The following is a 26,188-nucleotide window of genomic DNA, read 5'->3' as shown; positions in this document are numbered from 1 at the left end:
TAAGACAGTGTAAAAGTTGTTGTCTACAACTTAATGTAGTTAGCCGGCTTTTCCACATCTTTCATTGCGTTTCGTGTATCAAATATTACATTGCTGTGTTTACTTACCATCTCATAATTAATATTTGTATGATCTGTTAAGATAAGTGTCAGATCTGCTTTTTTGAGTAGATCTTCATTTAGTTCTACAGGTTCAATAACATCTCCGTCCAATTTGAAAGAACTTACAAATGGATCAATCACAGTTAAATTTGCACCTTCTTTACGTAACCTAGACATAATTGGTAATGATGGAGACTCTCTAACATCATCGATATCTTTCTTATAAGCAACTCCTAATACAAGGATATTTGATCCACGTAATGCTTTTGATCTTTCATTAAGTGCATACATAACCCTATCTACAACAAAATCTGGCATAGAATTATTAATTTCACCTGCAAGTTCAATTAACTTAGTATGGTAATTAAACTCTCTAGCCTTATATGTTAAGTAAAATGGATCGATAGGAATACAATGACCACCTAGTCCAGGTCCTGGATAGAATGCCATAAACCCATAAGGTTTTGTTTTTGCTGCATCAATTACTTCCCATACGTCAATACCCATTTTCTCGCAAAGTATTGCCATTTCATTTGCTAAAGCAATATTAATATGTCTGAAGGTATTCTCATAAATTTTTTCCATTTCTGCTACTGCTGGACTGGAAACTTGATGAACTTCTCCTTCAAGCACCGCTCGATAAAGAGTTGCAGCAATTTCCGTACAGTTCTGAGAAACACCACCTACTACTTTAGGCGTATTTTTGGTATTATAGAACTTATTCCCTGGATCGACTCTTTCAGGAGAGTAAGCAACGAATACCGTTTCACCTACAGTTAATCCAGCTTGTTCTAAAGCTGGAACAACGATCTCTTCAGTAGTTCCAGGATACGTAGTAGATTCTAGAACTATAAGCATTCCTTCATGAGAAAATTTCGCTATTTCTCTAGTAGAGCTTTCTACGTAAGATGTATCAGGCTGTTGGTAGACATCTAGCGGTGTTGGAACACAAATAGCTACTGCATCTACATCTTCTATTTTTGAGTAATCAGTTGTTGCTATCAGCTTTCCACTTTGAACAAGTTCCTTAAGCTCTTCATCCACTACGTCCCCAATATAGTTTACCCCTTCGTTAACCTGAGCAACTCTGCTGTCTTGCACATCAAACCCTATAACTTTATAACCAGCCTTGGCTTTTTCCACAGCTAATGGCAAGCCCACGTATCCAAGTCCTACCACTCCAATGACTGCTTCTTTATTATTTATTTTATTTAGTAATATTTCTTTTGTATTCATAATCGTTATCTCCTTTATAGGTAAACTCTTTTGCCGGTTTCCGCAGATTCCAATATAGCTAATATTAACCTTACAGGAGCTATACCAGCTTGTCCATCAACATTAGGATTTTTCCCCTCATTAATTGATACCACCATATCTTGAATGATGTGTTGATGCCCTGGGGTTCCAAATGGATCATTCTTAACTCTCTCAATAATTTCAATTTTTTCTTCTTCTTTTAGATCTTTAGCATCTAACACTTCAAAGTTAATTGCAGTTTGCCCACTTATCTTAATAGAAGCATTTTCTCCAAATATCGCTAAGGATTCCTCTAAGTTTTTCGGATAAATAGTGGTTGCTGCCTCAATAATCCCTAGTGCTCCACTCTTAAACGTTACAACCGCTGCAGCAACATCTTCTGCTTCAATATTCCTTAAACGAGTGGTAGCCATCGCCTGTACAGATTCAACCTCTCCCATGAACCATAACAGTAAATCCAAATCGTGAATGGCTTGGTTCATTAGTACTCCACCATCAAACTCTTTCGTTCCTCTCCATGGAGCTTGAGCATAGTAAGCATCATTTCTATTCCATCTAACAGTCGCATTAGCATGGCTAATCTTACCAAATATATTATTGTCGAAAAGCCTTCTTAGTTCCAAGAATGCCGGCCTGTATCTATTTGGATGAACAATAGCAAGCTTCACTCCATTTTCTTCACAAACCTTTATCATTTCTTCTGCATCTTGTAATTTCAGCGCCATTGGTTTTTCAGCAATAACATGTTTGTTATAGTTCGCACAAATTTTTGTCATATTGGCATGTAACCCAGAAGGGACACAAATATTTACAACATCTATGTTCGTTTGCTCTTTTAACATTGTTTCTAAATCACTAAAAAGTTCAAATTGACCTTCATATTCCTTTAGTCTCAATTCATTATTATCACAGAGCGCTACAACTTGAGCACCCTCAATGTTTGCGATTGCATCCATATGTTTTTTAGAAATATGGCCAATTCCTACTATAGCAAAGTTAATCATACCTTCTCCCCCTTTTTGCATCTTGAATATACTTGAGAAGTGTTACTAGAAGAAGGGATAGGAATAAACCGAAAAGGAAGGCAGCGGCAACGTTGGTTTTAAGGTTACTCCTTTGCTGACTTACAACTGTATCCAAAATCCTTGGCTCTTCATAGTTTTCTAAATTATTTTGTTCCTCTGTCAACTCAAATGTGTATTCAAATAATATATCCTCTTGATTAGAAAGCCTTTGAAGGTAATCGCGAATGGTTAATGGATCTAACTCTTCCCTATCCAAGAAACCTTTATATTTTTCTATTTCCTTTTCCGTTTGTTGTTTTTTCATTTCCAAGGCAGTAATTTGATTATTCATAGTATTCTTCGTTCTTTCAGAATCTTCTACTAAATCACGAAAGTAGTTTTCAGTAACTCTATCCAATTGCTCTTCTAATTCTGACTGTGAACCGCCCGTTAAACTAAAAACCACCACACGGTTATTTGGTACCATTTCTAAATTTTTTCGCAAGCTTCTATCGATAAATTTACCATAATCATTTTTTACTAATACCGGATCAGAAAAGCTCCCTTTACTTTCACTACCCAAATAAACAGTCTTAAGAGCAGTATAAGGTCTTTCCTCTGTGAATTTCGTTAAACCAAATGCCACTATTGCTAGCGTTATAGGTAGCACCACAAAAATCCATTTCTTCTTCCAAAAATACTCTAGAAACTCATATAGTACATAACGTTCTTTTGTTTCTTCCATGAATGTACCTCCTACTTTATGTACAAAAGAATTTCTCCCTATAATAGGGAGAAATACCGTTAGTTATTTATTATAGAATTCACGGATCACTTTTACTACGTACTCTTGTTGTTCCAATTTAAGTTCAGGGTACATAGGTAAGGAAAGTGCTTCTTCCGCTGCTTTTTCAGAATGAGGGAAATCACCTTTTTGGTAACCCAGATCACTGAAGACCGGCTGAACATGAAGCGGAAGTGGATAATACACCATCGACGCTACACCATTTTCCTTTAAAAATGCTTGCAATTCATCTCGTCTCTCCACTCTAAGTGTATATTGATGGAAGACGTGATGATTACCTTCTTTTTCAATAGGAGTAACAATGGATTCTATTGACTCCTTAATAAGTGATGTATAGTTGTTTGCTAGCTCTCTTCGTTTATTGCTCCACTCATCAAGATGGGGTAACTTCACATTCAAAATGGCGGCTTGCATTTCATCTAAGCGGCTGTTGTACCCTAATACATGGTGGTAGTATTTAGGTTTACTTCCATGCACACGTATTACCTTCATTTTTTCAGCAATTTCTTCATTATTTGTCACAATCATGCCTGCGTCCCCATAGGCACCTAAGTTTTTAGTCGGGAAGAAGCTATAAGTTGCGGTATCACCTAATTCTCCGACCGATTTACCTTGATACTTAGATCCGATTGCTTGGGCAGCATCTTCTACCACAAAAAGGTTGTGTTTATCTGCGATTTCTCTAATTGGCTGCATATCAGCCATTTGCCCATATAGATGAACCGGGATTATTGCTTTGGTTTTATCAGTGATTGCCCCTTCAATATTAGCCGGGTCAATATTAAAAGTTATAGGATCGATGTCAACAAACACAGGTTTTGCTCCTACACGAGCTATAGCCCCTGCTGTTGCAAAGAAGGTAAATGGAGTTGTTATGACTTCATCGCCTTCTTTTACACCACAAGCTTGTAAAGAGATATGTATGGCGTCACTTCCATTTCCTACTCCCACACCATATTTTACGTTTGAATAAGCAGCTACACTTTCCTCTAACTGCCTTACGTTTTGCCCAAGAATAAATTGTGAGGAACTCATTACCTCATCTAATTTAACCATAACTTCATCTTTTATAGATGAATATTGTTCGGATAAATCTAACATAGAAACCTTCATGTAAATTCGTCTCCTTAAAATAAATAATAATACCACTCGTACATAATAACACATATACTACCGACAATTTCTAACAAAAACAACTCTTATTTTACAATATTATTAAGTGATTATCACGTAATTTATTATTAATATTCCTTTTTCCTAACTCTTTAAACTATAAAATGTAAAGATGCTTCCTAATAACCCGAATATAATGGTTATAAAGAACACTATGCTAAAATAATCCCGACTCAAAAAGAGAGCCATTAAGCTGAAAAACGAGCTGATGGAATAGATGAGCAAAACAGTGTTTCTATGTGAAAAACCTAAGGATAGAATCTGATGATGTAGATGTTTCTTATCCGGTTGCGTAATGGGTTTCCTATTTATAAGACGCCGAATGATCGCTAAAACAGTATCAATTACAGGAACACCTAATATTAGCACTGTTATTGTAATATTAAAAAGAGCCACACTTTTATATAATCCCAATAATGAAATAATTGCGATACTAAACCCAAGCAGCAACGATCCAGTGTCCCCCATAAAAATCTTTGCTGGGTTAAAATTATATGGTAAAAAACCCAGTGTGCTTCCAAGTACCATCACGGCCAAAGTACTTATTAATACCTTCTCATTACTAATTGCTGACCCTAATATTGTAATAATGATGACACATGAGACACCTGCTGCCAAACCATCTAAACCATCAATTAAATTTACAGCATTTGTGATTCCGATAATCCATAAAAAAGTAAATATATAACTCCAATAATCCAGAAGTTGAACGGTTCCAAAAAATGGGATATTAAGAAACTCAATAAGCAGTCCACTTTGAATGACAATTAAAGTTGCTAAAATCTGCCCGAAAAGTTTCTTCCAAGGTGAAATTTGAAAGAGATCATCTAAAAAACCGGTAAGAACAATTATTATAAGGGCAAAACTAATTGAACTTATGTGATATTCACTTAAATCACTAATGATATAGCCCAAAAACAAGCCAATAAAAATAGCTAGTCCTCCTAGCCTTGGCATTAACTTTTGATGAACTTTCCTCTCGTTCGGCTTATCTGTCACACCCCATTTGAGGGCTAACTTCATTACAAGTGGAGTTATTAAAACTACTGTAATAAAGCATGCTAAAAAGACTTTAATTAATTCACTAATAATCATTTCTTTTTCTCCTTGAGCCAGCCATCGTATATAGTATGCGCATTGCAAGAGAGAAAAATGATAAATTCTTTAAACAAACAAAAAACGTTGATTTCTTCAACGTTTTTTGTGATTAACGATATTTCTTTCTGAATACCTTATACATATTTATCATTGGTTTGTAATTTTGATTTACTAATCCTACGAGTTCAGCTAGTAATTGCAAAAGGACTAATAAGATTAGTGTGATAACAATTGCTCCCCATATTGTAGAAGAAGAAACCATCAAAGCAACAAAACTGAAAAATATGCTTAAACCATACATGGATAGTACAGCTTTTCTGTGAGACATACCCAGTGAAATTAGACGATGGTGCAAATGCCCTTTATCTGGAGAAGATATTGGTTTTTTATTTGCAATCCTCCTCAAGATGGCAAATAAAGTATCAAAAATTGGTAATCCCAAAATAAGAATAGGAACAATGAAGCTAAAAAGAGTAACACTTTTATAAAGCCCTAAGAGAGATAGTACAGAAATACAATATCCTAAAAATAATGCTCCGGTATCTCCCATAAAAATCTTCGCTGGATTAAAATTATAGAATAAAAAGCCTAAAACGCTCCCTAACACAATTAAGGAAAGTGTCAATATCAGCATTTTACCATTCATTAATGCCATAACGGCGATTGTTGCTATTGCTATTGCGGAAACACCTGCTGCCAAGCCATCTAAGCCGTCTATCAAGTTTATTGCATTTGTAATGGCAATTATCCAAATAATTGTTATAGGAATAGCTAAATAGCCAAGTAAAATATCTCCTATAAATGGTATATAAATATTTTGTACGGTCAACCCACTCATTACAATTAGTACAGCAGCTATAACTTGGCCAAGCAATTTAGATTTAGGTGATAATTCAAACTTATCGTCCAAAATCCCAGTAATGACAATTATAATACCAGCAACCGTTATAGCTGTTACCTTTTGATCATAAAGTCCAGCTACAAAATAACCTACAGCTACACTAATAAAAATCGCTAAGCCCCCTAAACGAGGCATTATTTTCTGATGAACTTTTCTTTTGTTTGGTTTATCCGTTGCTCCAATTAAAAATGCAAATTTTATAACCAAAGGTGTCACCAATATAGCCGTTACAAACGCTGCAAGAAAAGCAAAAATGATAGTTAAATACATGGTATAGTCCCCTTACTATATAAAGGTTTTTTTTCCATAATCGACTTAATTCTACATCTAATCTACTTGACTAGTTTACAACTTATATATATAACTTGCAAATGGAAAAAATTATAATTTAATGAAACTATAATATTGACGATATATTTTATATAAAGTTACAAATATATTACACATTTAAACATTTGTTTAAAGTATAATGAGAATTGTGACAAAATTTTATTAGGAGGACATAATGTTTAAGTTTAGAAGCATCTTGTTTTTGTCGTTATTGTTTTTTAGTCTAATTTTCCCCCAAACAGATTCTCATGCCAATACCATTTCTCACATTGTAGTGGCGGAAGATGTTGTTAATGTTAGGGAAGGCCCTGGTACAAATTACACTCGAATTACTACAGTTACTATGGGACAAAAATTTGAAGTGTTGACGTATAAAAATGAGTGGTACCAAATCCAGTTGAATGCAACCCAGTCTGGATGGATTGCAGGCTGGTTAGTAACCCCCGAAACTTCATATAAAAATGCAATTTCGCTTACCAAGAACTTAGAAGTGCGGTCCGGAGCAAGTCCTAAATCCTCCGTAATTGCGACACTTGATAAAGATCAAAAAGTATTGGTTAAACGTGAAGTTAGTGGGTGGTATGAAATAGTAACCTCTGCCTTAACAGGATGGGTTTATAAAGACCTTCTATATTCTGATACTACAGTTAACAACGGGAAAGTAGACGTATATGGGTCTCCTAGTACTAGAGTGGCGACTATCGGCTCTTTAACAAATGGGACAACCATTACTATATCTAAAGAGATAAATGGTTGGTATTATATCTCATCCACTGGTATACAAGGATGGATTTATTATTCACATTTAAATAATGGAAGTCCTAATCCCCCTTCATCTGTGACGGCAGAAGCAATTGTTTTACCCTCACATTTAGATGTTTATAGTGGTGCCAGTCTAAGAACAACTAAAATAGGGAGTATAGCAAAGGACACTAAAGTTAATATACTTACAGAAATTAACGGATGGTATGAAATAAACTCCGCTTCTATTAATGGTTGGGTTTATGACGGATTACTCAAAACAAATATTGAAGTCAAAGGTGATTTCGTAAACGTTTATGGAGCCGCAAGTACCAGAGTAGATACTATAGGCAATTTAAAAAAGGGTGATAAGTTAATTATTACCAATGAAATTAATGGCTGGTATAAATTTTACAATAATCAAATAGAAGGTTGGGTTTATTCTGATCATGTGACGAACGGAAGCCCAAACCCCATTATTATATCTGGTACACCAGCTATCGTTTTACCTGAGAAATTACCATTTTACTCAGGTGCAAGCTTAAGAACTACACTTTTAGGTCATATACTTAAAGATGAGCCTGTTACGATTGTCAGAGAAATTAACGGATGGTATGAGATTACACTAAACCAGAAAAATGTATGGGTATATGGCGGCTTACTTAAATCTACTATTCAGTCTTCTAACAAAATCGCCAATGTATATGGTGTACCTAGTACCCGCGGTGAAGTGATTTCTAACCTTCAAAACGAATTAATTACTGTTAAAAAAGAAATTAACGGGTGGTATTATTTTACAAGTGATTCGAAGAACGGATGGGTATTTTCAACACATTTGATTGAAGGTAGCCCAACTCCTATTAATGTAAATGGTGAAAAAGCTATTGTTTTATCAAACAATTTAGCGGTATATAGTGGGGCTAGTTTACGGACTACCTTGGTCCATACTCTTTCAAAAGATACTCCTGTCAATATTATTCAAGAAATAAATGGCTGGTATCAAATAGTCTACAATAATAACCTTTCTGGTTGGGTTTATGGCAATCTATTAAAGGCTAATTCTAAAGTAATCGGTAATTATGTGGATGTATACCCTTCTCCCACTACAAGAATTAGTCCGATAAACACTTTAAACAAAGGAGCATCTTTCGAAATAACGAAAGAAATAAATGGTTGGTACTATATTAAATCATCCAATGTTACTGGATGGGTTTTTTCCAGTCATGTTATTGAAGGAAGTCCTGCCCCGGTTATGATACCAGCAGTAGTCATTTCATCTGTTTCGTTAAGAAGTGGTCCTGGAGCTGAATATAGTACTGTTTCTTCGTCAATTTATAAGAAGCAAGTTTATATCAAAAGGCAGGTAGGAGAATGGTACCTTGTTTCTCATGGTAATAACGAGGGATGGCTTAACGTAAGCACGGTTCAAATTATCACCAAACCCAACACCTCCTTATTGGGTAAAGTAATTGTGTTGGATGCAGGTCACGGAGGAGTAGACCCGGGTGCAATAGGGGCTCTTTTAAAACTTCAAGAAAAAGCTTTAACATTAAGGACTGCCAAACTACTCGAAGAAAAGTTGAGTGGATACGGAGCAATAATCGTTCAAACAAGAACAGTGGATACTTATGTAGAGCTTATAGATAGAGCAAGAATAAGCAATAACAATAATGCAGATGCATTTATCAGTATTCATTATAATTCTGTGTGGAATTCCCCTACAGCCACAGGCATAGAGACACTTTATTATAATCAAAGTAAGGATCAAGCACTAGCTCAGCATCTTCAAAGTCAACTTGTCTCTTATTCCGGATTAAGAGATCGCGGAGTAAAATATCAAGATGTGAATGTTTTAAGAAATAACCAGCGTCCTGCCGCTTTAGTTGAACTTGGGTTTTTATCAAATCCGGTAGAGGAAGCAACAGTGGCAACGAATACTTATCAAGAAAAGATTACCAATGCAATGGTTCAAGGTTTATTGAATTATTTTAATAGGTAACAAAAAAGGTTCGATGTGAGTAAAACTCACATCGAACCTTTTCACTAATTATACTTACTGATTTTTCAATAATTGCTCTTCCGATACTTTTCGAACTACCCTAGCAGGACTTCCTAACACTAGTTCTTCTTTTTGAACGTCTTTCGTTACAACACTTCCGGCTGCTACTGCGCCATCTTCGTGAATTACCTTTCCTGGAAGCACTGTAACATTAGCCCCTACTCTTCCACCTTCTTTAATAGTTACCCCTTTGAATTTATCATATCTTTCTTTAGATCGCGCCATAAAATTGTCATTAGTAGTTACTACTCCCGGAGCAATGAATACATAGTTTTCAATAGTAGAATATGCAGTAATATAGCAATTTGTCTCTAGTTTACATTTTTCACCAATCAAACAATCATTTTCAATAGCTACTCCTCGTCCAACAATGGTTCTGAATCCTACTTTTACTCTTTCGCGAATAGTTACCAAATCAGCAACAAACACCTCTTCTGAAATTTCAGCATTGGCATATATAATTGCCGAAGTTCCAATTGTACACCCTGCTCCAATAAAGGTTGGTGGTAACTTTTTCACTTCAGGGAGGATGGAATTTTTAGCACGAGTCGGCTGTTTACCTATTATTACATTGTCTTGTATAATTACATTACTTCCTATCTTTGTACCTTCATAAATTACTACATTGTTACCAATCGTAACATTTTCTCCAAATTCTACATTATCTTTTATAACTACATTTTCCCCAGTAATAGGTTTATTCATTTTTAGTTTCCTCCTTTAAGCTCATGTACATGTTTTTCATTTTGAAGATCTTCATTCATTGCTTGTATTAATGTTTTTGCATTTTCATCCCAAGAGTGATATTCCTCGACATACTCCCTTGCATTTAACCCCATCTGCTTCATAATTTCAGGGTGTCTGTAAGCATATTCTAATCTCTCTGCCATTTCATCTTCACTCTTTACTTCAACTCCACCATTGGAGCGTTGCACAATTGTTTCAGACATATTACATCTAATAATTGTTGGAATGCTTGCAGCCATGTAGTCATAAACTTTATTCAGGCTCATTCCCCATTTATAAAGATCAGCATCCAACATAGAAATTAAACCTACATTGCACCTTGAAAGAAGGCTTGGAATAAGGTCCTTTGATATAGGGTCGAAGAAAGAGATATTATGGATTTTTTCATTCTTCACCCTAGAAATCAATCTTTCTTTCTCTACTCCATCCCCAACAAATAGAAAATGGATATTATTATTAGTTTCTTGAATTATCTTTGCTGTGTTTATGAGCACATCTAGATTATTGGCTAGTCCATGTGCACCGGTGTAAACTGCTAAAAACTTTTCCTCAAGCCCTTCTATTTTTTTCTCCATATCTTCCGGTAAGGGGTAAATTCGATTGTAACGTTCTATGTCTACACCGTTAGGTAGATAAATTATCTTTCTTTCTTCAATCCCCTTACTCCTTACATAATCCGGTGCTTTATCAAATAAAACAATTATCCTTTTAGCTTTCTTATATAAGAATAATTCTAGCTGTCCTAAAACTTTAATTATAGGATTCTTCTCCGAAAATTTCCCGAGATGTATTAACGTTTCAGGCCATAAATCTCTTTCTTCAAAATAAAACAGCGCTTTTTGATTTTGAGCAACAACATAACCCAAGAATGCAGCCAAAGGATGGACTATGGTACCCATAACAGTATCTGGTTTTCCTTCTATTCTTCTAGAAGCTTTTAAGCCTCTATAAGCATAGCTTAATATGTTAAAAACACGCTTGAGATTATTTTTTTTATAAGGCGTTGTTCTTATCCAGACATACCTTATCCCCTCTAGCTTCTCAACTTTATAGAACCTCTTAGATTCTTTAGAGAAATAGTTTTCTTTGCGTGTACGGTGATCAAAAGATGACGCAAAGATAGTGACTTCGTGACCAGCATCAATCAGTCTTTTACTTAGATCGTAATCTCTTGTAATTCCACTCTTTCCTGGTGCAATGGCATAATGATTAAATATCCATAGTTTCATTATAAATCACTCACAATTTCAAGTTAGTTTATTCAATTTATTAAAGAGTTCTATCTCTTTTAATGTTGTCTTTTTTAATGAAAATTTCTCCTTAATTTGCGGATCATCTACCAAATCAATTTCATTTAACACATTGTCTAATGATATATCTAACGCTTCATTGTTAAAGAACCATACATTAGGGAAATCTCGGAGCATCTCCTTACAAATTGGGAGGTCTGAGGTAATGACCGGCATACCATAGGAAGCGATTTCACACATCATTACTCCTTGAGCATCTAACCTAGTTGGCATTATGGCACAACTATATCCCTTCAATTTTTCAGCTAGTTCATCAGGTTTTAAAAATTCATCATACACCCTAACATTATTTGGCTGATCTAGGTATTTAAAAAGGTTTCCTTTACCATATATATCAAATGTCAAATGAGGGTGTTTTTCTGCAAGGCTAACTACAATATCAACTCCATACTTTGGATTATCAAGGGGTCTTATCGTAATGAAATCCCCCTTTTTTCCCTGATTAGGTACATAAGTTTTTTCTAGGAATACTTTATTCATCGAATTAGGAATAACAGTAGAATTTTTCATGACTGCTTGTCTGTCTAAACCTGTATTCTCTATACAAATATCCCTCATCCAATTACTCACAAATACCATTTGTATTTTATTCTGTTTTATCAACTTAATTATAAACTTCTTTATCGTTAATAATTTAAAATAGTCATATATGTATTGAACATATTTATTCTGTTTTGATGAAGGCATAAAAGAAAATGGTTTTGGGTAATATTTGTTCATATTCATTACTTCATGTCCATGAAAGAACATTACGAGGTGAGATATCTTTTCTATATATTTCTTTAAAAATCTAATATGATTTCTTATATTCGGGGCATGACTTATTACAATGTCGGAAGTAGAATAAAGTTTATTTTTTACAACCTCTTCTTCAGTAAGAATATTTATACCGTCATAATTATAACTACTAGTAGCATCAAAAGACAGTACATTTACTTCTAGATTATTGTGTTTGTACTCCAAATTTCTCGTGTGAACAAAGTTCATAGCATATCTATTTGCCTCACTGGGATAATCTTGAGCAAGCACTAGAATCTTCATAAGGTATTACACCACACTTTTAGTTTTTTGAATGCATCAAACTAGAATAAACCGTTTTAGTCCTTTCTAGCCATAGATGTTTTTGTTTTAAGCTTTCTATTGCATTCTTTTCATATTGCTGTCTTTTGTTATAGTGAAGCATCTCACTAATTCCTTTTTCAAGACCTATGGCATTATCCTCGACCACAACACCAAATTCACCATCTTCAACCAAATCTTTTTGAGCACTACAATTGGTAGCAACAACAGGTAATCCATATGAAATATATTCAAAAAGTTTTACAGCTACTGCAAAATCATTGTAAAAGTCTTTCTTTATAGGCACTATACCAAAATCTGCATTCTTATATAACGGGACTAATTGTTCTCCATGTGCATGTATCAGATTTAACCAACCAGAGTTTAAATAAGGAGCAAAAAGTTCTTTAAATTGATGAAATTCTCTTTCTCGACAAACTAAAGTTAATGAAACCTTCATCTGAGAATTGTTAATATTTTGAACTGCTTCCAACATCTCATAAACACCATATCTTGGATGGATTCCTCCAACGTATATAGCCTGTGCCACTTCTTTATCTATAGGATTCTGCCGGAAATTAGTTAAGTCCGTACCACCAGGTGGTAGGATTTCAACTGGGTGTAATTCCAGATATTCATTCATATATATACTAGGAAGATAAAAACAGGTCACATATTTCTTATATATTGCCAATTCGAATTTGAATAATGATTGCATTATTGGTTTTACAAAGCTATTAACTTTGTATAATTCATCGAACTTCCAATATATATCTCGATAAAAAAGTCCTAAAGGTATATTGTTTTTTTGTAAATATTTATAAAATCCAATATCCAAAAAAGGATTACGTGGGATATGATCTCGATCAGTTAACCAAAGCGGAATTGTAGCATTTTCTGTATAACAACATTCAATATCATTTGGATCAATTTGAGTATAGAGCTTTTTCAATTTTAATTTTCTTTCTCTTGAGTTACCGTATATCTCTATAATCTCTTTATGGTTAATTTTACCAAAATCTCTGAAAGCCTCAATCATTTTAATTGGCCTTACTGAAGATCCGCTTTTTTGTTCTTTAAGTTCATAAGGGAAATAAACAATTATTTTTTTCATGTTCGGATTTACCTCAATTTTTTTAGATTCTGTACCATTATATACTCTATCCTATTTAAATTAAAGAAAGATAAAATTACTTTCAAGTTAAGTTTCCATAATAGGAAATGTAATATTCAAGAAAAAGGAAGTTAAGGACTTTTATTAAATATTACTAAGTCCATTTCGCCTCACAACTTAACTAATTAGAATGTGTTCAAAAATTATTATTTTATCCACATTGTGTAATTTCATAAAAGGAAAACACCAACTCTATATAGAGCTGGTGTAAAAATTGATTAAGGGTTAAAAGAGTCGGGTTTTGGCCCTTTACCAAAATGATATAAAATTGATTTAACAATGCGATTTGAAGCCATTCCGTCACCATAAGGATTTGAGGATTTAGACATGGTGTCATAAAACTCGTTGTTATTTAAGAGTTGATAAGACAACTCATAAATTTCATCTTCATCCGTACCTGCAAGCTTTAAAGTTCCGGCCTCAATTCCTTCTGGACGTTCTGTAGTATCTCTTAATACTAAGACAGGTATTCCAAGTGAAGGTGCCTCTTCCTGGACGCCTCCGGAATCAGTTAGGATAAAAGTTGATCTGGCAGCAAAATTATGAAAGTCATACACACCAAGTGGTTCAATTAGATGTATCCTAGGGTCATCGCCGATAATATCATTTGCAATCTCTCTCACTGCAGGATTTAAGTGTACTGGATATACTACTTGAACATCTGAATGTTCGTTTACTATTTTTTTTATAGCCCTAAACATATTGCGCATAGGGGTACCCACATTTTCTCTTCGATGAGCAGTCAATAATATCAACCTGTCTTTGCCTATCTTATCCAACACTTCGTGTTCATAAGTTTCTGAAACAGTTGTTTTCAAAGCATCAATAGCTGTATTTCCGGTTACAAAAATAGATTTTTCAGACTTATTTTCATTTAAAAGATTGTTTCTTGATTTTTCAGTGGGAGCAAAGTGCAAATCAGAAATCACACCAGTAATTTGGCGATTAATCTCTTCAGGGTATGGAGAATATTTATTCCAAGTTCTCAATCCAGCTTCAACGTGGCCAACAGAAATTTGATTATAGAATGCGGCTAAACTTGCTGCAAAGGTAGTGGTAGTATCTCCATGGACCAAAACTAGGTCTGGTTTTACCTCATTCATAATAGTCTCAAGACCTTCTAATGCACGTACTGTTACACCAGTTAAAGTTTGTCTGTCTTTCATGATATTCAAGTCATAATCTGGAACTATTGAAAATAGCTCCAAAACTTGATCAAGCATTTCACGGTGTTGTGCAGTCACTGTTACTATAGGTTCAATATCTTCTGAGTATTTCTTTAACTCCAATACGAGCGGTGCCATTTTTATAGCTTCTGGTCTTGTTCCAAAAATCGTCATTACTTTTATTTTATCTTTCATAATCTCTTCACCTTTCAAATCAAAAATAAAAACTCAGGTGTATGTTGCTAATTATATTAACATTATCATAGAGAATAAACATTAACAAATGGCATCAAGGGAAAGGAAATAAGTTTTATAATTCCGGTTACAAAATTGACTTATTATGTAATTTACTTTCCACCTGTAATGGATAGCTAAAATAAACAATCATAAATTTATAATAGGTTTACTTATAGACGAATACCGGTATCTATGCTTACAGTGAAATTTTTCCGATTTTTTTTCGACTACGCAATTACCAGTTTAAGTACCATATAAATAAGGGTACTAATAGATTGACTACTTATCTATTAAAAGTATTCATAGAGTGGAAAGAGGAATCATATTATATAAATACCATGTAATGAAAAGAGGGTGAGTAATTTATGACTGCAATTACCAACAAATTTTTTCCGCTTATGAAGAATACATTCACCACCGCAACAAAATGGAGACCTGACTGGAACTGGTCTGAATTACACGACGTGATGAACGCATATGGCATTCGACTAATTATCCTTACCTCTTTGAGTCCATTTCTGACAATACTTCCTGCACTTTCTTTCAAGCTTGCACATAGTGAATCTTCCGTTATCGGTTACATGCTTTCCATTCTCATGCTTATACCATGGTTTATTGTTCCATTCTTATTTATTCAGCACATTACATCTCGCTCACGCTTCGGCCAAATCACTTCCTATGTTTACTTTGGAATCATAGTAACAAGCTTTATTTTATGGATTCTTTTTATTAAAATCTAAATGACGTAAAAAATGGCGCTGGTTTTTCTAATCAGCGCTCTACCATTTTCTACATGTAATTCACTCTTTTTTTCTGGACACTAGTACACATTTCCTACATTCATTATACAATTTGTTACATTTTCAAACAGTATTTGGATTTGTTTTTATTGTGTAAAAGGAAAATAAACCATATAATCGTTAGTAGAAAATATAAAACAAAAGGAAGCGTGCTATGTTAAAGAAAAAATGGTTTATTGTGCTCGTCAGTATGCTGGGAATTACCACAATAGGTGTAGGAATATTTGCTTTTACCGTCTATAAATCTCTTGAAAATGCAGCAACATCCATGCATACACCATTAGATAGATCAAATTCCGATAAGCGATCGTCACAAGTAGATTTTAAAGAAAAAGATCCTCTATCCTTCTTGATTCTAGGGGTGGATGAACGCCCTGGTGACAAGGGACGTTCAGATTCCATGATTGTACTTACAGTCAATCCTAACAATAAGTCGATGCAGATGGTCAGTATACCTCGTGACACCCGGACAGAAATCATCGGAAAAGGCTTTGAGGATAAGATTAACCACGCTTATGCTTTTGGAGGACCGGAAATGTCCATTGCAACAGTGGAAAACTTCTTGGATATCCCGATAGATTATTTTGTACAGGTCAACATGGAGAGCTTCAAGGAAATTGTCGATGCAGTCGGTGGAGTGACGGTAGACAATAAATTGGAGTTCAGTCAAAGCGGACACCACTTTCCTTTAGGGGAAATTGAATTGAATGGTGAGCAAGCACTAAGCTTTTCCCGTATGCGTTCGGTGGATAGTGATTTTGGTCGTCAACAAAGACAACGCGATATCATCCAGGGAGTAATCAACAAAGGAGCTAACATCTCTTCTGTTACTAAAATTGATGATATATTAGACATTCTTGGAAATAACGTTCGGACAAATTTAACTTTCAATGAGATGGTGGACATTCAATCCAACTATAAAGATGCACGTCACGAGCTATCCCAACATCAGCTGACAGGGTCCGGGACAAGAATTGATAACATCTATTATTTAATTGTTCCTGAAGAAGATCGCTTGGCCATTTCCAACCAACTAAAAGAGCATTTAGAACTTGATACAGAAGTGGCAAGCAACAACTGAAAAAAGAGAGGGCTTCCCGAATGACCGCGGCAGCCTTCTCTTTTTGTTAGGTTATTTTCGTAAGCTTTGTTGCTATTACGCACTTACAAACCAACCGTAATATTCCCTATTGTCGGGCTCTTTTCCCTGCTCTACTAAATTTAAAACTTTATTCTTTGGAGTATGTAACCGTAAAACGTCCCATTGCCGACTTTTTACTAGTAAATAGCTACTATATCTTTAAGAAAAGAGCTTTTTGTTATTAAGAACAATCAGCCCAACAGACCGAACAATTTTTTCTTTTTGACCCTTTCCGGTATTTCCTTCATGATCATAGAGCCTTCCACTAACAGTTCTGCATTTTCCATCAGCATGTATTTGGCATCTACGCCACATTCTTTTTCTATCACCTTAAACGCATCTGTCATTTGAAAGTTTCTGTTTTTCAAGTTGTGCGCATCAGAAGCAACAAGATGGGTTAAATTCGCATCAATCAGGTCCAATGAGAATTTTTTGATTTTTTTACCGAACTTCCCAGCTACACTGGCTGCCGTTATTTGCGTACAGGCACCCTTTTTCACTAACTGATATAATTTCTCCGGATTTTCTATCAATTCCGCATTACGCTCAGGATGCACAATAATCGGAATAAGGCCTTTCAGTTGCACATCATAAATGATCTTTTCCGTGTAAAGAGGAACTTGGCTAGAAGGCAGTTCAATAAAAACATAACGGCCCGTATCATTGATGGTCAGCAGCTCATTTTTTTCATACTGTTCAAGCAACTCACCCGAAATTCGACATTCTTGACCAGGCAGGATGGTTATACCAATACCTTCCTTTTCTAAGCGATCATTCAATTCCTTGACCTTCTCCAAAATCTCTTCCTTTGTATTCATATACTGCCCATTATTATGATGAGGCGTAGCTACTATCTTTGTAATGCCCTCTTTCGTTGCCGCTCTGGCCATTTCCAAGCTTTCGGTCATATGTCTAGCTCCATCATCTGACGCAGGAAGAATATGACAATGCACATCAATCATTTGAACCCCTCCTAAATAGTACTTTGGTACCATCTTTCTCTCTTTTAATAGTCTATCATTATATTATCATAGTAGTAATCCTATTAGAATGGGTGTATTTTGTCGAATCAAGTAAAATCAAGGATATAAGTACTTGTTCGGTGGTTAAATTTACCTAAATAGCTATATTAACATACCAATAAACGACAGATAATTCCATTAAATTCGGTAAATCGGCTTAAAAAATACTTTCATCGAAAAAAGTTACTTTTTATCTATAAACTTTTTGAAAGTTTTGCCGATAAGAGAGCAAAAGAAAAACACCTCGAAAGGTGTCTCATCTTGTATCCACAGGTTTAGCATATAATATATATCTCTCTGGGGCTGCCCCGGTAAGTGTGAACGGATAACACGTGGTCAAAAGCAGGTCCTCGTTTTCTTTATGTAGCGTGATGACAGTCCGGTCATCTTCATCCACTATCTTCGAATCGTAAATTTCATACATAAAATCACCATAAGGCATCCGGACAAAGAATCTATCTCCCATCTCCAGTTCTCCTAAACGCAGAAATACTGTATCCCTGTGTCCCGAAAAGACAATCTGGCCGTTCTCACCTGGAAAAGATGCCCCTTTATAATGACCTACCCCTTTTTCAAGCTCCGTGGGGTCTGTTCCTTCTACAATCGGAAGCTCCGCTTTAAGCTTTGGTATTTCCAGTAACCCAATAACCTCGCCTGTCTCCGGTGAAAAGTCGTCAGGTTTAGTGGGACGGTCTTTTCTGTCGGGATTCGCTTTGGCATCGACTCTGTCCTTTGTCATTCCTACAGCATCCCTCAGGGCAGCCTCTGTCTTTCTATCCATGCTGATTTTCTCAAAGAGGCCGTAACCAATGAAAGAAAAACCGGCAATGATAAACAGGACGGCAATGATCATTCCTTTTTTCAATGTGTCCAATCTCCTCATGGTCATTTACTTCCATTCTACCTTACCTCTTCAAAACAACAAGCCCCATCGGTTCGACAAATTACAATACTTTATCAAATACCCCGGATATGTTTTTCATGATGATTGGCAAAAATGCGGCAATCAGGTGCAAGCCAATCAATGCGAAATAATAAAATTTACTCTTTGCCAAGCGGAATACCAAAGGAATGACAACCAATAGAATGCCCGCTACGCTAATCATGGAGTAAATCATGACCCCTTGAGCTTCCCCAAAAGTCATGAGTAAATAGAAGAATCCTACTATACTAATGTTATAAATTAATAATAAAAGAGAAAGTATAAAGCACATGATGTTCGTAAAGCTCTTAATTTTTGACCGCCAATCAATAGATTTCATTCTTTCTATATCCCCCTAAACCCCAATTCAATGTCTCCCCTATTCATTCGATAAATAAGTACATTTTCCCTGTTTTTTTCTTTATTTTGGAGAAAAAATGTCGAAAACAAATAAAAACCCCTTTAAAGGGGTCACAGCTTGTAGACAAAGTAAATTTCATAGCAATTTTCAAGTTGATCGTAGTGGAAGGCGCGAAGACTCCCGCGGGAGGAAGGGACAGGGAAGACCCCGCAGGGCGTAGCCCGAGGAGGCTTCCGGACCGCCCGCAGGAAAGCGAAGCGCCTGGAACGAAGATCTATTGTTAAATGCAAATATAATGATAATTAGGGTTTGTCTACGGTTTGAAACCCCTTTGCAGGGGTCAGTTATCATATGCTTATAAATGTTGTATAGTTTTGTGACCTGAGGGTTGTCGCCAAGCTTTCAGCATTTTCTTTCTGTAAAAAAGCTCCTGCCTGCACTTTATATAAATTTTGCTCATTGAACACAAATGTGTTGAAGCCTTTTTGATTTAATTCTGCTGCAAGATTGTCTGCATTTTCCTTGGCCTGGAATGCCCCTACCTGCACTTTATATAATCTTGTTGTCGTTGGCGGTGTTGGCTTCAATTGCAAGTTGAAATACTCCACCAGTCCCTCTGCAATAGCGACCGCACAGGTTCTGCGATAGCTGTCTGTTTTAAGCAATTGTGCTTCCTGGAAGTGTGTCATAAAGCCACACTCGCATAATATGGAGGCCATATCGGTTTCGCGCAGAACATGGAAGTTTTCGGACTTTATCCCCCTGTCCCTTCTTCCTGTAGCCTGGATGAGCCTGCGATGCACCATGCCAGCAAGACGGTCGGAGTCGGGGGAACTAGCTATCGGCGTATATGTTTCAATGCCTTGTACCGTATTCCAGCCTCCATTCCCGAAGGCATTTGCGTGGATGGAAACGAATGCTTGTGCGCGCCAGTTGTTCGCCCGGTCTGTACGTTCCTGTAGCGGGACATCCCTTTCATCTGAATGGGTGAACAATATTTCGGTATCCAAGTAGCGGAGCAGTTCTTCCCTTGCATACTGTGCAACTACCCTATTGAACTCATATTCCCTCATTCCATCGGGTGTGCGTTTTCCAGGGGTGCTGTACCCATGCCCTGCATCTAGCACTATTCTCATCAATCCCACCTCTTTCTACAAATTTAGACCATTTGTACTATCATCGTATGTCCTAAATGTAAAACATTTACAAAAAGAGGCATTTGACCAGTTCGTCCTCTTGTAACCTTTTATATAATTTAACGTCTAACGTTACAAAGAGGGGTATGGTATATATAGAGTGTAAAAAAGCCCCGGAATGATGCATTTCCTTAGTACTAATGATAAAAATGGAGGCGTAGATATGTATAAAATAATACTTTTACTGACAGTTTCCATGATGCTTGCTGCATGCGGAACAAGAGGGAATTCCACCCAGGAGGTACCAATCGAAAACAACACCTCTACAGGCAGCGAGGTTCCATATGAGGGGGAAGGGGAAAATGGTGACTCGGACAAGTCAAAAGATGAGCTGAAAGAGAAAATGAAATTAGAGGAAAATAAAGACGGTGAGCTCAACGGACAAATTGAGCGTAAAGATCAGGACTTCCTATTCACTGTCACGAACAACCAGGAAAAGGATGCGGAAATCACTTTTTCATCCGGCCAGGAATACGATTATGTTGTGATGGATGAATCAGGGGCAGTCGTTAAAAAGCTGTCAGAGGGAATGATGTACACCCAGGCTATGAAAGAAGTCATTCTGGCACCAGGTGAAAAGCTGGAATACCCAGTATCCTATGATGACGTAACAGGTGATCTAGCTGCTGGAGAATACACCATTGAATTTATCTTCACCGGCTCCAATCTCCACGCTTCAGCAAAAGAAACATTCACCATTGAATGATTTCTGCAACCTGTCATAAGGTTGTAACTCCACCGTAAAGTATCTATAATAGAATAAGAAGTTTTTACTGCCAAAGGTCTACGAGTCGAAGTAGACCTTTTCGTTTTTTGGTAGGATGAGAAATAGGACGTGGCGCTTAATGTATGTCCCCTGGAAAGGACAGGGAAGACCCCGCAATGAAAAAGACCACCGAAAAATCCAATAACTTACCTTTTTAATAATTTCTAGCTGTTGATTGGAGCAATAGGCGAAGACTCCTACGGGGGATAGCGACAATCTTGAGACCCCGCAGGGCGTTGCCCGAGGAGGCTCAAGGTCGCCCCGTGGAAAGGAAGCCGTTGCGGAAATCAATAGCGGTATGAAACAGATCATTAAGATGATTTACTTTTTCAGTGGCCTTTTAACGAAGTGAGGAGTCTTCAGGACCGCCCCGCGGAAAGCGAGCGCCTGAAACAAAGGATACAGGAGTAATAGAATCAACTTACAAGCAAATGGAAGGTGACATAAAATGGAGCAGTTCACAACATGGCTGATAGATACATATCCGCTCACGGAAGAAACCAACAGGCACAACCTAAAAGAAGGCTTAAAACTCTTCCGCCAAGGTAATGTCATCAACGCCTACGAGGAAGGCACAAGCATGATCGGCAAAGTGCAGGACAACGGACAAAAGCACGTACTGCTTGATACCGAAATCGGTGACCTCAGCAGATGCTCATGCGGTGCCTCTACCCTTTGCTCCCACCAGATAGCCACCTTTTTAGCCATTTGGTCAGAACATCATACCATTGCTTCCCTTATAGATAGCTGGAAATCTGAAACAGCCGGAAATGCTGTCCCCGTCCTATCTGCCACAGCTAAAAAGAAGGTAACGGGCTTTGAAGAGGATTCCCTTTCTAGCTGGCTGGAATTTGTGAACGATCAACATGAAGAATTTAGAAGCTCCATCCCGACAAAAAGGACCTACCTGACCGGGCTTACTCACGCATTTTTTCCAAAACTGCGTTTACAAGCGCCAAAAAAGGCGGAGATCCGTCCGTTGTTTTTGTTGCACGCTTCCATCTATTGCATGGAGCAAGTGATCAAGAGTTATGATAATACTCAGCCATATCAATACATAGCAGATATCCTGCACCGATTCGTGGACATTGTCGAAGAGGAAGCAAAAGGACTTTTTCACAGTGCGATTGCCTTTCAACTGGACTCCTTGCTGAAGGAAAGCAGACAGTTGATCCGCGAAAAGCTATTGCAGCAAGAAGAACCTTTTATAAGGGAAATGTTTTATATCTATCAGTTCACATGGAATGATGTGTTTCAGCGCCGTAACTGGATGGCATCCGAGTTAAAAGAGTTAGAAGGGGATGCATCCCTGCAAGCGGAACTGGCGAAAACCCACTTGCTCTTTTTACAGAAAAAGGATGAAGAAGCGCTAAAGCTTGTTCGTAAAAACGGCAACCAGTATGCCCCATATGTCTTTCACTGGCTACAGGCTCTTGTTAGCGCCAAAGCGAAGGACAGACTCGAAAGCTGGCTTTCTTTGTCCCTTCCCATCGTGACGGATTATATACACTCAGAAGCTACCTATGAGCGGAAAAGGCAACTGACTAGACATCTGTTAAAAATGCTGACTGACTACGCCATGGAAACAAAACATGACCGATTATATAAAGAAGCCTTACGCACGCTCATGCCATATAGCTACGGGGAATATGAATGGTACCTATTTGAAACGAAAAGCTATCGCAAATGGGTGGAGCTCCAGCTGTGGATGGGCTTTGAACTAAGCGGCCTGGAGGCATTCAAGCTAAAAGAGATCAAGAAGGCCGACCCTTATGCCCTTTTCCCGCTGTATCATGTGGCAATACATAAGGCGTTGGAGCAACGAAACAAGACTGCCTATAAAGAGGCCACCTCCCTTTTAAAAGCTTTACATAGCCTCTATAAAAAAGAAAAACTCGAGGATGTCTGGCTTCAATATTTGCAGCAGTTAAAAGAAGGAACCAAGCGACTCCGCTCCTTCCAAGAAGAATTAAAAAAAGGAAGATTCAGTTATGATTAATGAGGCTTTATATGCCAATTCAAGCTACATCGAAGAACAGAATCAATTTTTTCTTTATGTAAAACTCAGATCTTCTGTCCTTCCGCCATCAAGATTCATTCCACTCCTGTTCACCTGGCATGAAGGTTCTTTTTTTGGTTCCTTTTTTCAGGAGTCCACACATGAGGGGGTGGCTGGGGTATTTTTAAATCCCGGTGATGCATTGGAACTTTTTGCAAACAACACGGAGAATTCCTTTTTAGAGCTGGAATGGTGCGATCAGTCTGAGCAATATCGCCTGATTGCCCCTGCTGTTTCGGATGTACTGAACCAAAGAGCGTTTCAACCGGACTTTGCTGCCTGGCAGACAGGAAAGCTTGCTTTCTCCTTAACTGACGAGGGACGGGAGCTTATTGAGCAGAATCCTCTTCTCCCCTCCTATAAGGAAAAAATGGAGGAATGGATCGATGCCATCATGAAGGATTGGCTGGACCGGAAAGAGGAAGAAAACCTGCAAACCTATTGGATGAACTATGCTGGAGATCCACGTAAACTTGCGGCAGAAGGCAGACTGGTGCAGTATCTTGACGAAGAGGACTGGCTCCGGGATATTGGATGGACAAAAGATTCCACCCCCTTCAAGCTTGGACTCCGTTTATTGGAGCCCGAAAAAGGCGAGCAGGACTGGAAGCTTGAAACCCTTTTGAAGGATAAAAAAACAGAGGAACTATATGTGTGGGAGGAGGATTCCCTTCCATCTTCCTATAAAAAATATAAAAAAGAAGTGAACCGCGGATTTAAAAAATGGCAACAACTCACCCCTTCCCTCTTTTCAAACGGCCAGATCAGAAGCTATCTGACGGAAGAAGACGCCTGGCGCTTCCTTGTGGACGGAAGTGAAAAGCTGCTTGCAATCGGCAGCTTCATCCATCTGCCTCCATGGTGGCAGGCAATCAAGGATTCCCGCATCAAGGTGAAAGCCCGGGTGAACGGCTCCAAAAAAGGCGGCGGCCATTCCCAGTCCTTCGTTGGACTTCAATCGCTTGTCAATTTTGAATGGCGCTTTTCTACCCGTAACACCGAGTTGTCTGAAGAGGAGTTTCTCGCACTAGTAGAAGAGAACCGTCGTCTCGTACAGATTAAAGGCGAGTGGGTAGTATTGGATCCCGGATTTATTGAAGAGATCAAAAGAATGATGAAGCATGCGGAAGAAAACGGGATCCGTATGGAAGATCTGTTGAAAAGCAATGCAGCCGGCATGGGTGGCGAGATTCCGGATGATTCAGAGTCAAATTCAAGCTATTCCGTCCAGGATATCTCCTACGAACTTACCGGATCAGCAGAGCGCCTGATTGAACAGCTATATCAGGGCAAGGACATCCCACCTTTTGACGTGCCAGAGACATTTAAAGGGGAGCTTAGACCCTATCAGGAACATGGTGCAGCTTGGCTGTCCTTTTTAAAGGAGCATGGTTTTGGTGCATGCCTAGCAGATGACATGGGGCTTGGGAAAACGATTCAGCTTATCGCCTACTTCCTCTCCTGCAAGGAAAAGGAACCCGAGGGACCGCCCGTGCTGATCATATGCCCGACCTCCGTCCTTGGCAACTGGCAAAAGGAGCTGGAAAAGTTCGCTCCTAGCCTGGATGTGATGCTACATTACGGACCCAATCGCGGGAAAGGATCCATTTTCCGCGAGGCAGTACTCGGGTTTGATGTCGTGTTGACCTCCTATGCCATCTCCCATCTTGATGAAGAGGAGCTGGCGAGTGTCGGCTGGCGCACCATCTGTCTGGATGAAGCGCAGAATATTAAAAATGCAGATACGAAACAGTCTCAGGCAGTACGGAACCTGAGTGGCGGGCACCATATCGCGTTGACGGGAACACCGATGGAAAACCGCCTGTCGGAGCTATGGGCAATTTTTGACTTTATCAATCCAGGTTATCTGGGTTCCCTTGGCTCCTTTCATAAGCAGTTTGTATTGGCGATTGAAAAGGATCAGGATAAAAAGAAAATTCAGCAGCTTCAGATGCTGATTCAGCCATTCCTGTTGCGCCGGACCAAGCAAGACGAACAGGTAGCCCTTAACCTTCCTGCCAAACAGGAGCAGAAGGAATATTGCCCGCTGACCATTGAACAAGCGTCCATTTATGAACAGCTCGTAAAAGAGACATTGGATAAGGTAGAAGAACTCGGTGGCATCCAGCGCCGCGGCCTTGTTTTAAAAATGCTCGGACAGCTGAAGCAGGTATGCGATCATCCTGCCCTTTATTTAAAAGAAGAGGCCCCGGAGAATCTGTTGATGCGCTCCAGTAAAATGGAAAAGCTCGTGGAATTAGTGGAGCAGATCCGTTTGCGCGGAGAAAGCTGCCTTATTTTCACCCAATACATCTCGATGGGGAATATGATCATCGAGGCTCTGGATTCTAGTTTAGGGGAAAAGGGAAGATTCCTGAATGGTAGTGTGGTCAAAAAAGACCGTGACCAACTCATCCAAGACTTCCAGGCCGGGGAATTCAATGTGTTGGTGCTTTCCTTGAAAGCAGGGGGAACCGGATTGAACCTGACAGCGGCCAACCATGTCATCCATTATGATCGCTGGTGGAACCCGGCTGTTGAGAACCAAGCAACGGACAGGGCCTACAGGATCGGCCAGGACCGGTTTGTGCATGTGCATAAATTCATCGCCACCGGGACGCTGGAAGAGAAAATTGATGCCATGATCGAATCCAAGCAAGCGCTGAATAACCAGATCATCACGAGTGAAGGCTGGATAACGGAGCTTGATAATGAGGAATTGAGAGATTTGTTGACGTTGCGGTGATGATGCTTCGTGG

21 protein-coding genes are annotated in these 26,188 nt (G+C 38.0%); 6 read left to right on the top strand and 15 right to left on the bottom strand.

Features of this window, described 5'->3' with window-relative positions:
- Window positions 1–23: 23 nt before the first annotated feature.
- The 6 genes from EKQ44_RS07855 to EKQ44_RS07830 form a co-directional block, all read right to left on the bottom strand.
- On the bottom strand, window positions 24–1,337 hold the full coding sequence (locus EKQ44_RS07855; RefSeq protein ID WP_237663002.1) for a nucleotide sugar dehydrogenase: 1,314 nt from the start codon (window positions 1,335–1,337) through the stop codon (window positions 24–26).
- Between the two features lie 14 nt (window positions 1,338–1,351).
- Window positions 1,352–2,362 carry a Gfo/Idh/MocA family protein gene (locus EKQ44_RS07850; RefSeq protein WP_237663001.1) on the bottom strand — a complete coding sequence of 337 codons (1,011 nt, stop codon included), beginning with the start codon at window positions 2,360–2,362 and terminating at the stop codon, window positions 1,352–1,354.
- Window positions 2,355–3,107 (bottom strand): GumC domain-containing protein, encoded by a 753-nt coding sequence (locus EKQ44_RS07845; RefSeq protein ID WP_237663000.1) that lies wholly within the window; start codon window positions 3,105–3,107, stop codon window positions 2,355–2,357. The genes EKQ44_RS07850 and EKQ44_RS07845 overlap by 8 nt, the downstream gene beginning before the upstream one ends.
- Window positions 3,108–3,170: 63 nt before the next feature.
- Window positions 3,171–4,280, bottom strand: a complete 1,110-nt coding sequence (locus tag EKQ44_RS07840) for a DegT/DnrJ/EryC1/StrS family aminotransferase (RefSeq protein WP_237662999.1) — start codon at window positions 4,278–4,280, stop codon at window positions 3,171–3,173.
- Window positions 4,281–4,424: 144 nt separating this feature from the next.
- Complete coding sequence (locus EKQ44_RS07835) at window positions 4,425–5,432, bottom strand: glycosyltransferase family 4 protein (protein ID WP_414491284.1); 1,008 nt, start codon at window positions 5,430–5,432, stop codon at window positions 4,425–4,427.
- 115 nt (window positions 5,433–5,547) lie between these two features.
- Window positions 5,548–6,609, bottom strand: a complete 1,062-nt coding sequence (locus EKQ44_RS07830; protein WP_237662997.1) for a glycosyltransferase family 4 protein — start codon at window positions 6,607–6,609, stop codon at window positions 5,548–5,550.
- Between the two features lie 235 nt (window positions 6,610–6,844).
- Between EKQ44_RS07830 and EKQ44_RS07825 the strand changes: the two genes are divergently transcribed.
- Window positions 6,845–9,409 carry an SH3 domain-containing protein gene (locus EKQ44_RS07825; RefSeq protein WP_237662996.1) on the top strand — a complete coding sequence of 855 codons (2,565 nt, stop codon included), beginning with the start codon at window positions 6,845–6,847 and terminating at the stop codon, window positions 9,407–9,409.
- 54 nt (window positions 9,410–9,463) lie between these two features.
- On the opposite strand, the gene EKQ44_RS07820 is transcribed toward EKQ44_RS07825, so the two are convergent.
- The 5 genes from EKQ44_RS07820 to wecB all read right to left on the bottom strand — a co-directional run bounded on the left by EKQ44_RS07820 (window position 9,464) and on the right by wecB (window position 15,120).
- Window positions 9,464–10,174, bottom strand: coding sequence for an acyltransferase (locus EKQ44_RS07820; protein WP_237662995.1), 711 nt, complete (start codon window positions 10,172–10,174; stop codon window positions 9,464–9,466).
- A gap of 2 nt (window positions 10,175–10,176) precedes the next feature.
- Window positions 10,177–11,445, bottom strand: a complete 1,269-nt coding sequence (locus EKQ44_RS07815) for a glycosyltransferase family 4 protein (RefSeq protein WP_237662994.1) — start codon at window positions 11,443–11,445, stop codon at window positions 10,177–10,179.
- 18 nt (window positions 11,446–11,463) lie between these two features.
- Window positions 11,464–12,567 carry a glycosyltransferase gene (locus tag EKQ44_RS07810; protein WP_237662993.1) on the bottom strand — a complete coding sequence of 368 codons (1,104 nt, stop codon included), beginning with the start codon at window positions 12,565–12,567 and terminating at the stop codon, window positions 11,464–11,466.
- 19 nt (window positions 12,568–12,586) lie between these two features.
- Complete coding sequence (locus tag EKQ44_RS07805) at window positions 12,587–13,699, bottom strand: glycosyltransferase (RefSeq protein WP_237662992.1); 1,113 nt, start codon at window positions 13,697–13,699, stop codon at window positions 12,587–12,589.
- 278 nt (window positions 13,700–13,977) lie between these two features.
- Complete coding sequence (wecB, locus tag EKQ44_RS07800; protein ID WP_237662991.1) at window positions 13,978–15,120, bottom strand: non-hydrolyzing UDP-N-acetylglucosamine 2-epimerase; 1,143 nt, start codon at window positions 15,118–15,120, stop codon at window positions 13,978–13,980.
- A gap of 407 nt (window positions 15,121–15,527) precedes the next feature.
- Between wecB and EKQ44_RS07795 the strand changes: the two genes are divergently transcribed.
- Both EKQ44_RS07795 and tagU read left to right on the top strand, forming a co-directional pair.
- Entirely contained in the window at window positions 15,528–15,902 is a 375-nt protein-coding gene (locus EKQ44_RS07795) for a hypothetical protein (RefSeq protein ID WP_237662990.1), read from the top strand.
- A 214-nt stretch (window positions 15,903–16,116) separates the two neighbouring features.
- Entirely contained in the window at window positions 16,117–17,043 is a 927-nt protein-coding gene (gene tagU, locus EKQ44_RS07790; protein ID WP_237662989.1) for a polyisoprenyl-teichoic acid--peptidoglycan teichoic acid transferase TagU, read from the top strand.
- 251 nt (window positions 17,044–17,294) lie between these two features.
- On the opposite strand, the gene EKQ44_RS07785 is transcribed toward tagU, so the two are convergent.
- The 4 genes from EKQ44_RS07785 to EKQ44_RS07770 form a co-directional block, all read right to left on the bottom strand.
- The gene (locus tag EKQ44_RS07785; protein WP_237662988.1) at window positions 17,295–18,065 is read right to left on the bottom strand and encodes a tyrosine-protein phosphatase; all 771 of its coding nucleotides are present in this window, start codon (window positions 18,063–18,065) and stop codon (window positions 17,295–17,297) included.
- Between the two features lie 316 nt (window positions 18,066–18,381).
- Window positions 18,382–18,990 (bottom strand): class D sortase, encoded by a 609-nt coding sequence (locus EKQ44_RS07780; protein ID WP_237662987.1) that lies wholly within the window; start codon window positions 18,988–18,990, stop codon window positions 18,382–18,384.
- 79 nt (window positions 18,991–19,069) lie between these two features.
- Window positions 19,070–19,387 (bottom strand): hypothetical protein, encoded by a 318-nt coding sequence (locus tag EKQ44_RS07775; RefSeq protein ID WP_237662986.1) that lies wholly within the window; start codon window positions 19,385–19,387, stop codon window positions 19,070–19,072.
- A gap of 368 nt (window positions 19,388–19,755) precedes the next feature.
- Window positions 19,756–20,544: an N-acetylmuramoyl-L-alanine amidase gene (locus EKQ44_RS07770; RefSeq protein WP_237662985.1), complete on the bottom strand. Its 789-nt coding sequence runs from the start codon at window positions 20,542–20,544 to the stop codon at window positions 19,756–19,758.
- Window positions 20,545–20,767: 223 nt separating this feature from the next.
- On the opposite strand from EKQ44_RS07770, the gene EKQ44_RS07765 reads away from it, so the two are divergent.
- The 3 genes from EKQ44_RS07765 to EKQ44_RS07755 all read left to right on the top strand — a co-directional run bounded on the left by EKQ44_RS07765 (window position 20,768) and on the right by EKQ44_RS07755 (window position 26,175).
- Entirely contained in the window at window positions 20,768–21,310 is a 543-nt protein-coding gene (locus EKQ44_RS07765; protein WP_237662984.1) for a BsuPI-related putative proteinase inhibitor, read from the top strand.
- A 508-nt stretch (window positions 21,311–21,818) separates the two neighbouring features.
- Window positions 21,819–23,369 (top strand): hypothetical protein, encoded by a 1,551-nt coding sequence (locus EKQ44_RS07760; protein ID WP_237662983.1) that lies wholly within the window; start codon window positions 21,819–21,821, stop codon window positions 23,367–23,369.
- Complete coding sequence (locus EKQ44_RS07755) at window positions 23,362–26,175, top strand: DEAD/DEAH box helicase (protein WP_237662982.1); 2,814 nt, start codon at window positions 23,362–23,364, stop codon at window positions 26,173–26,175. Before EKQ44_RS07760 ends, EKQ44_RS07755 begins: the two co-directional genes overlap by 8 nt.
- The last annotated feature ends 13 nt before the right edge of the window (window positions 26,176–26,188 follow it).

The sequence above is a fragment of the Sutcliffiella horikoshii genome (genome assembly GCF_021991925.1).
Classification (GTDB): domain Bacteria; phylum Bacillota; class Bacilli; order Bacillales; family Bacillaceae_I; genus Sutcliffiella_A; species Sutcliffiella_A horikoshii_F.
This window is presented reverse-complemented; position numbering and strand designations above follow the sequence as displayed.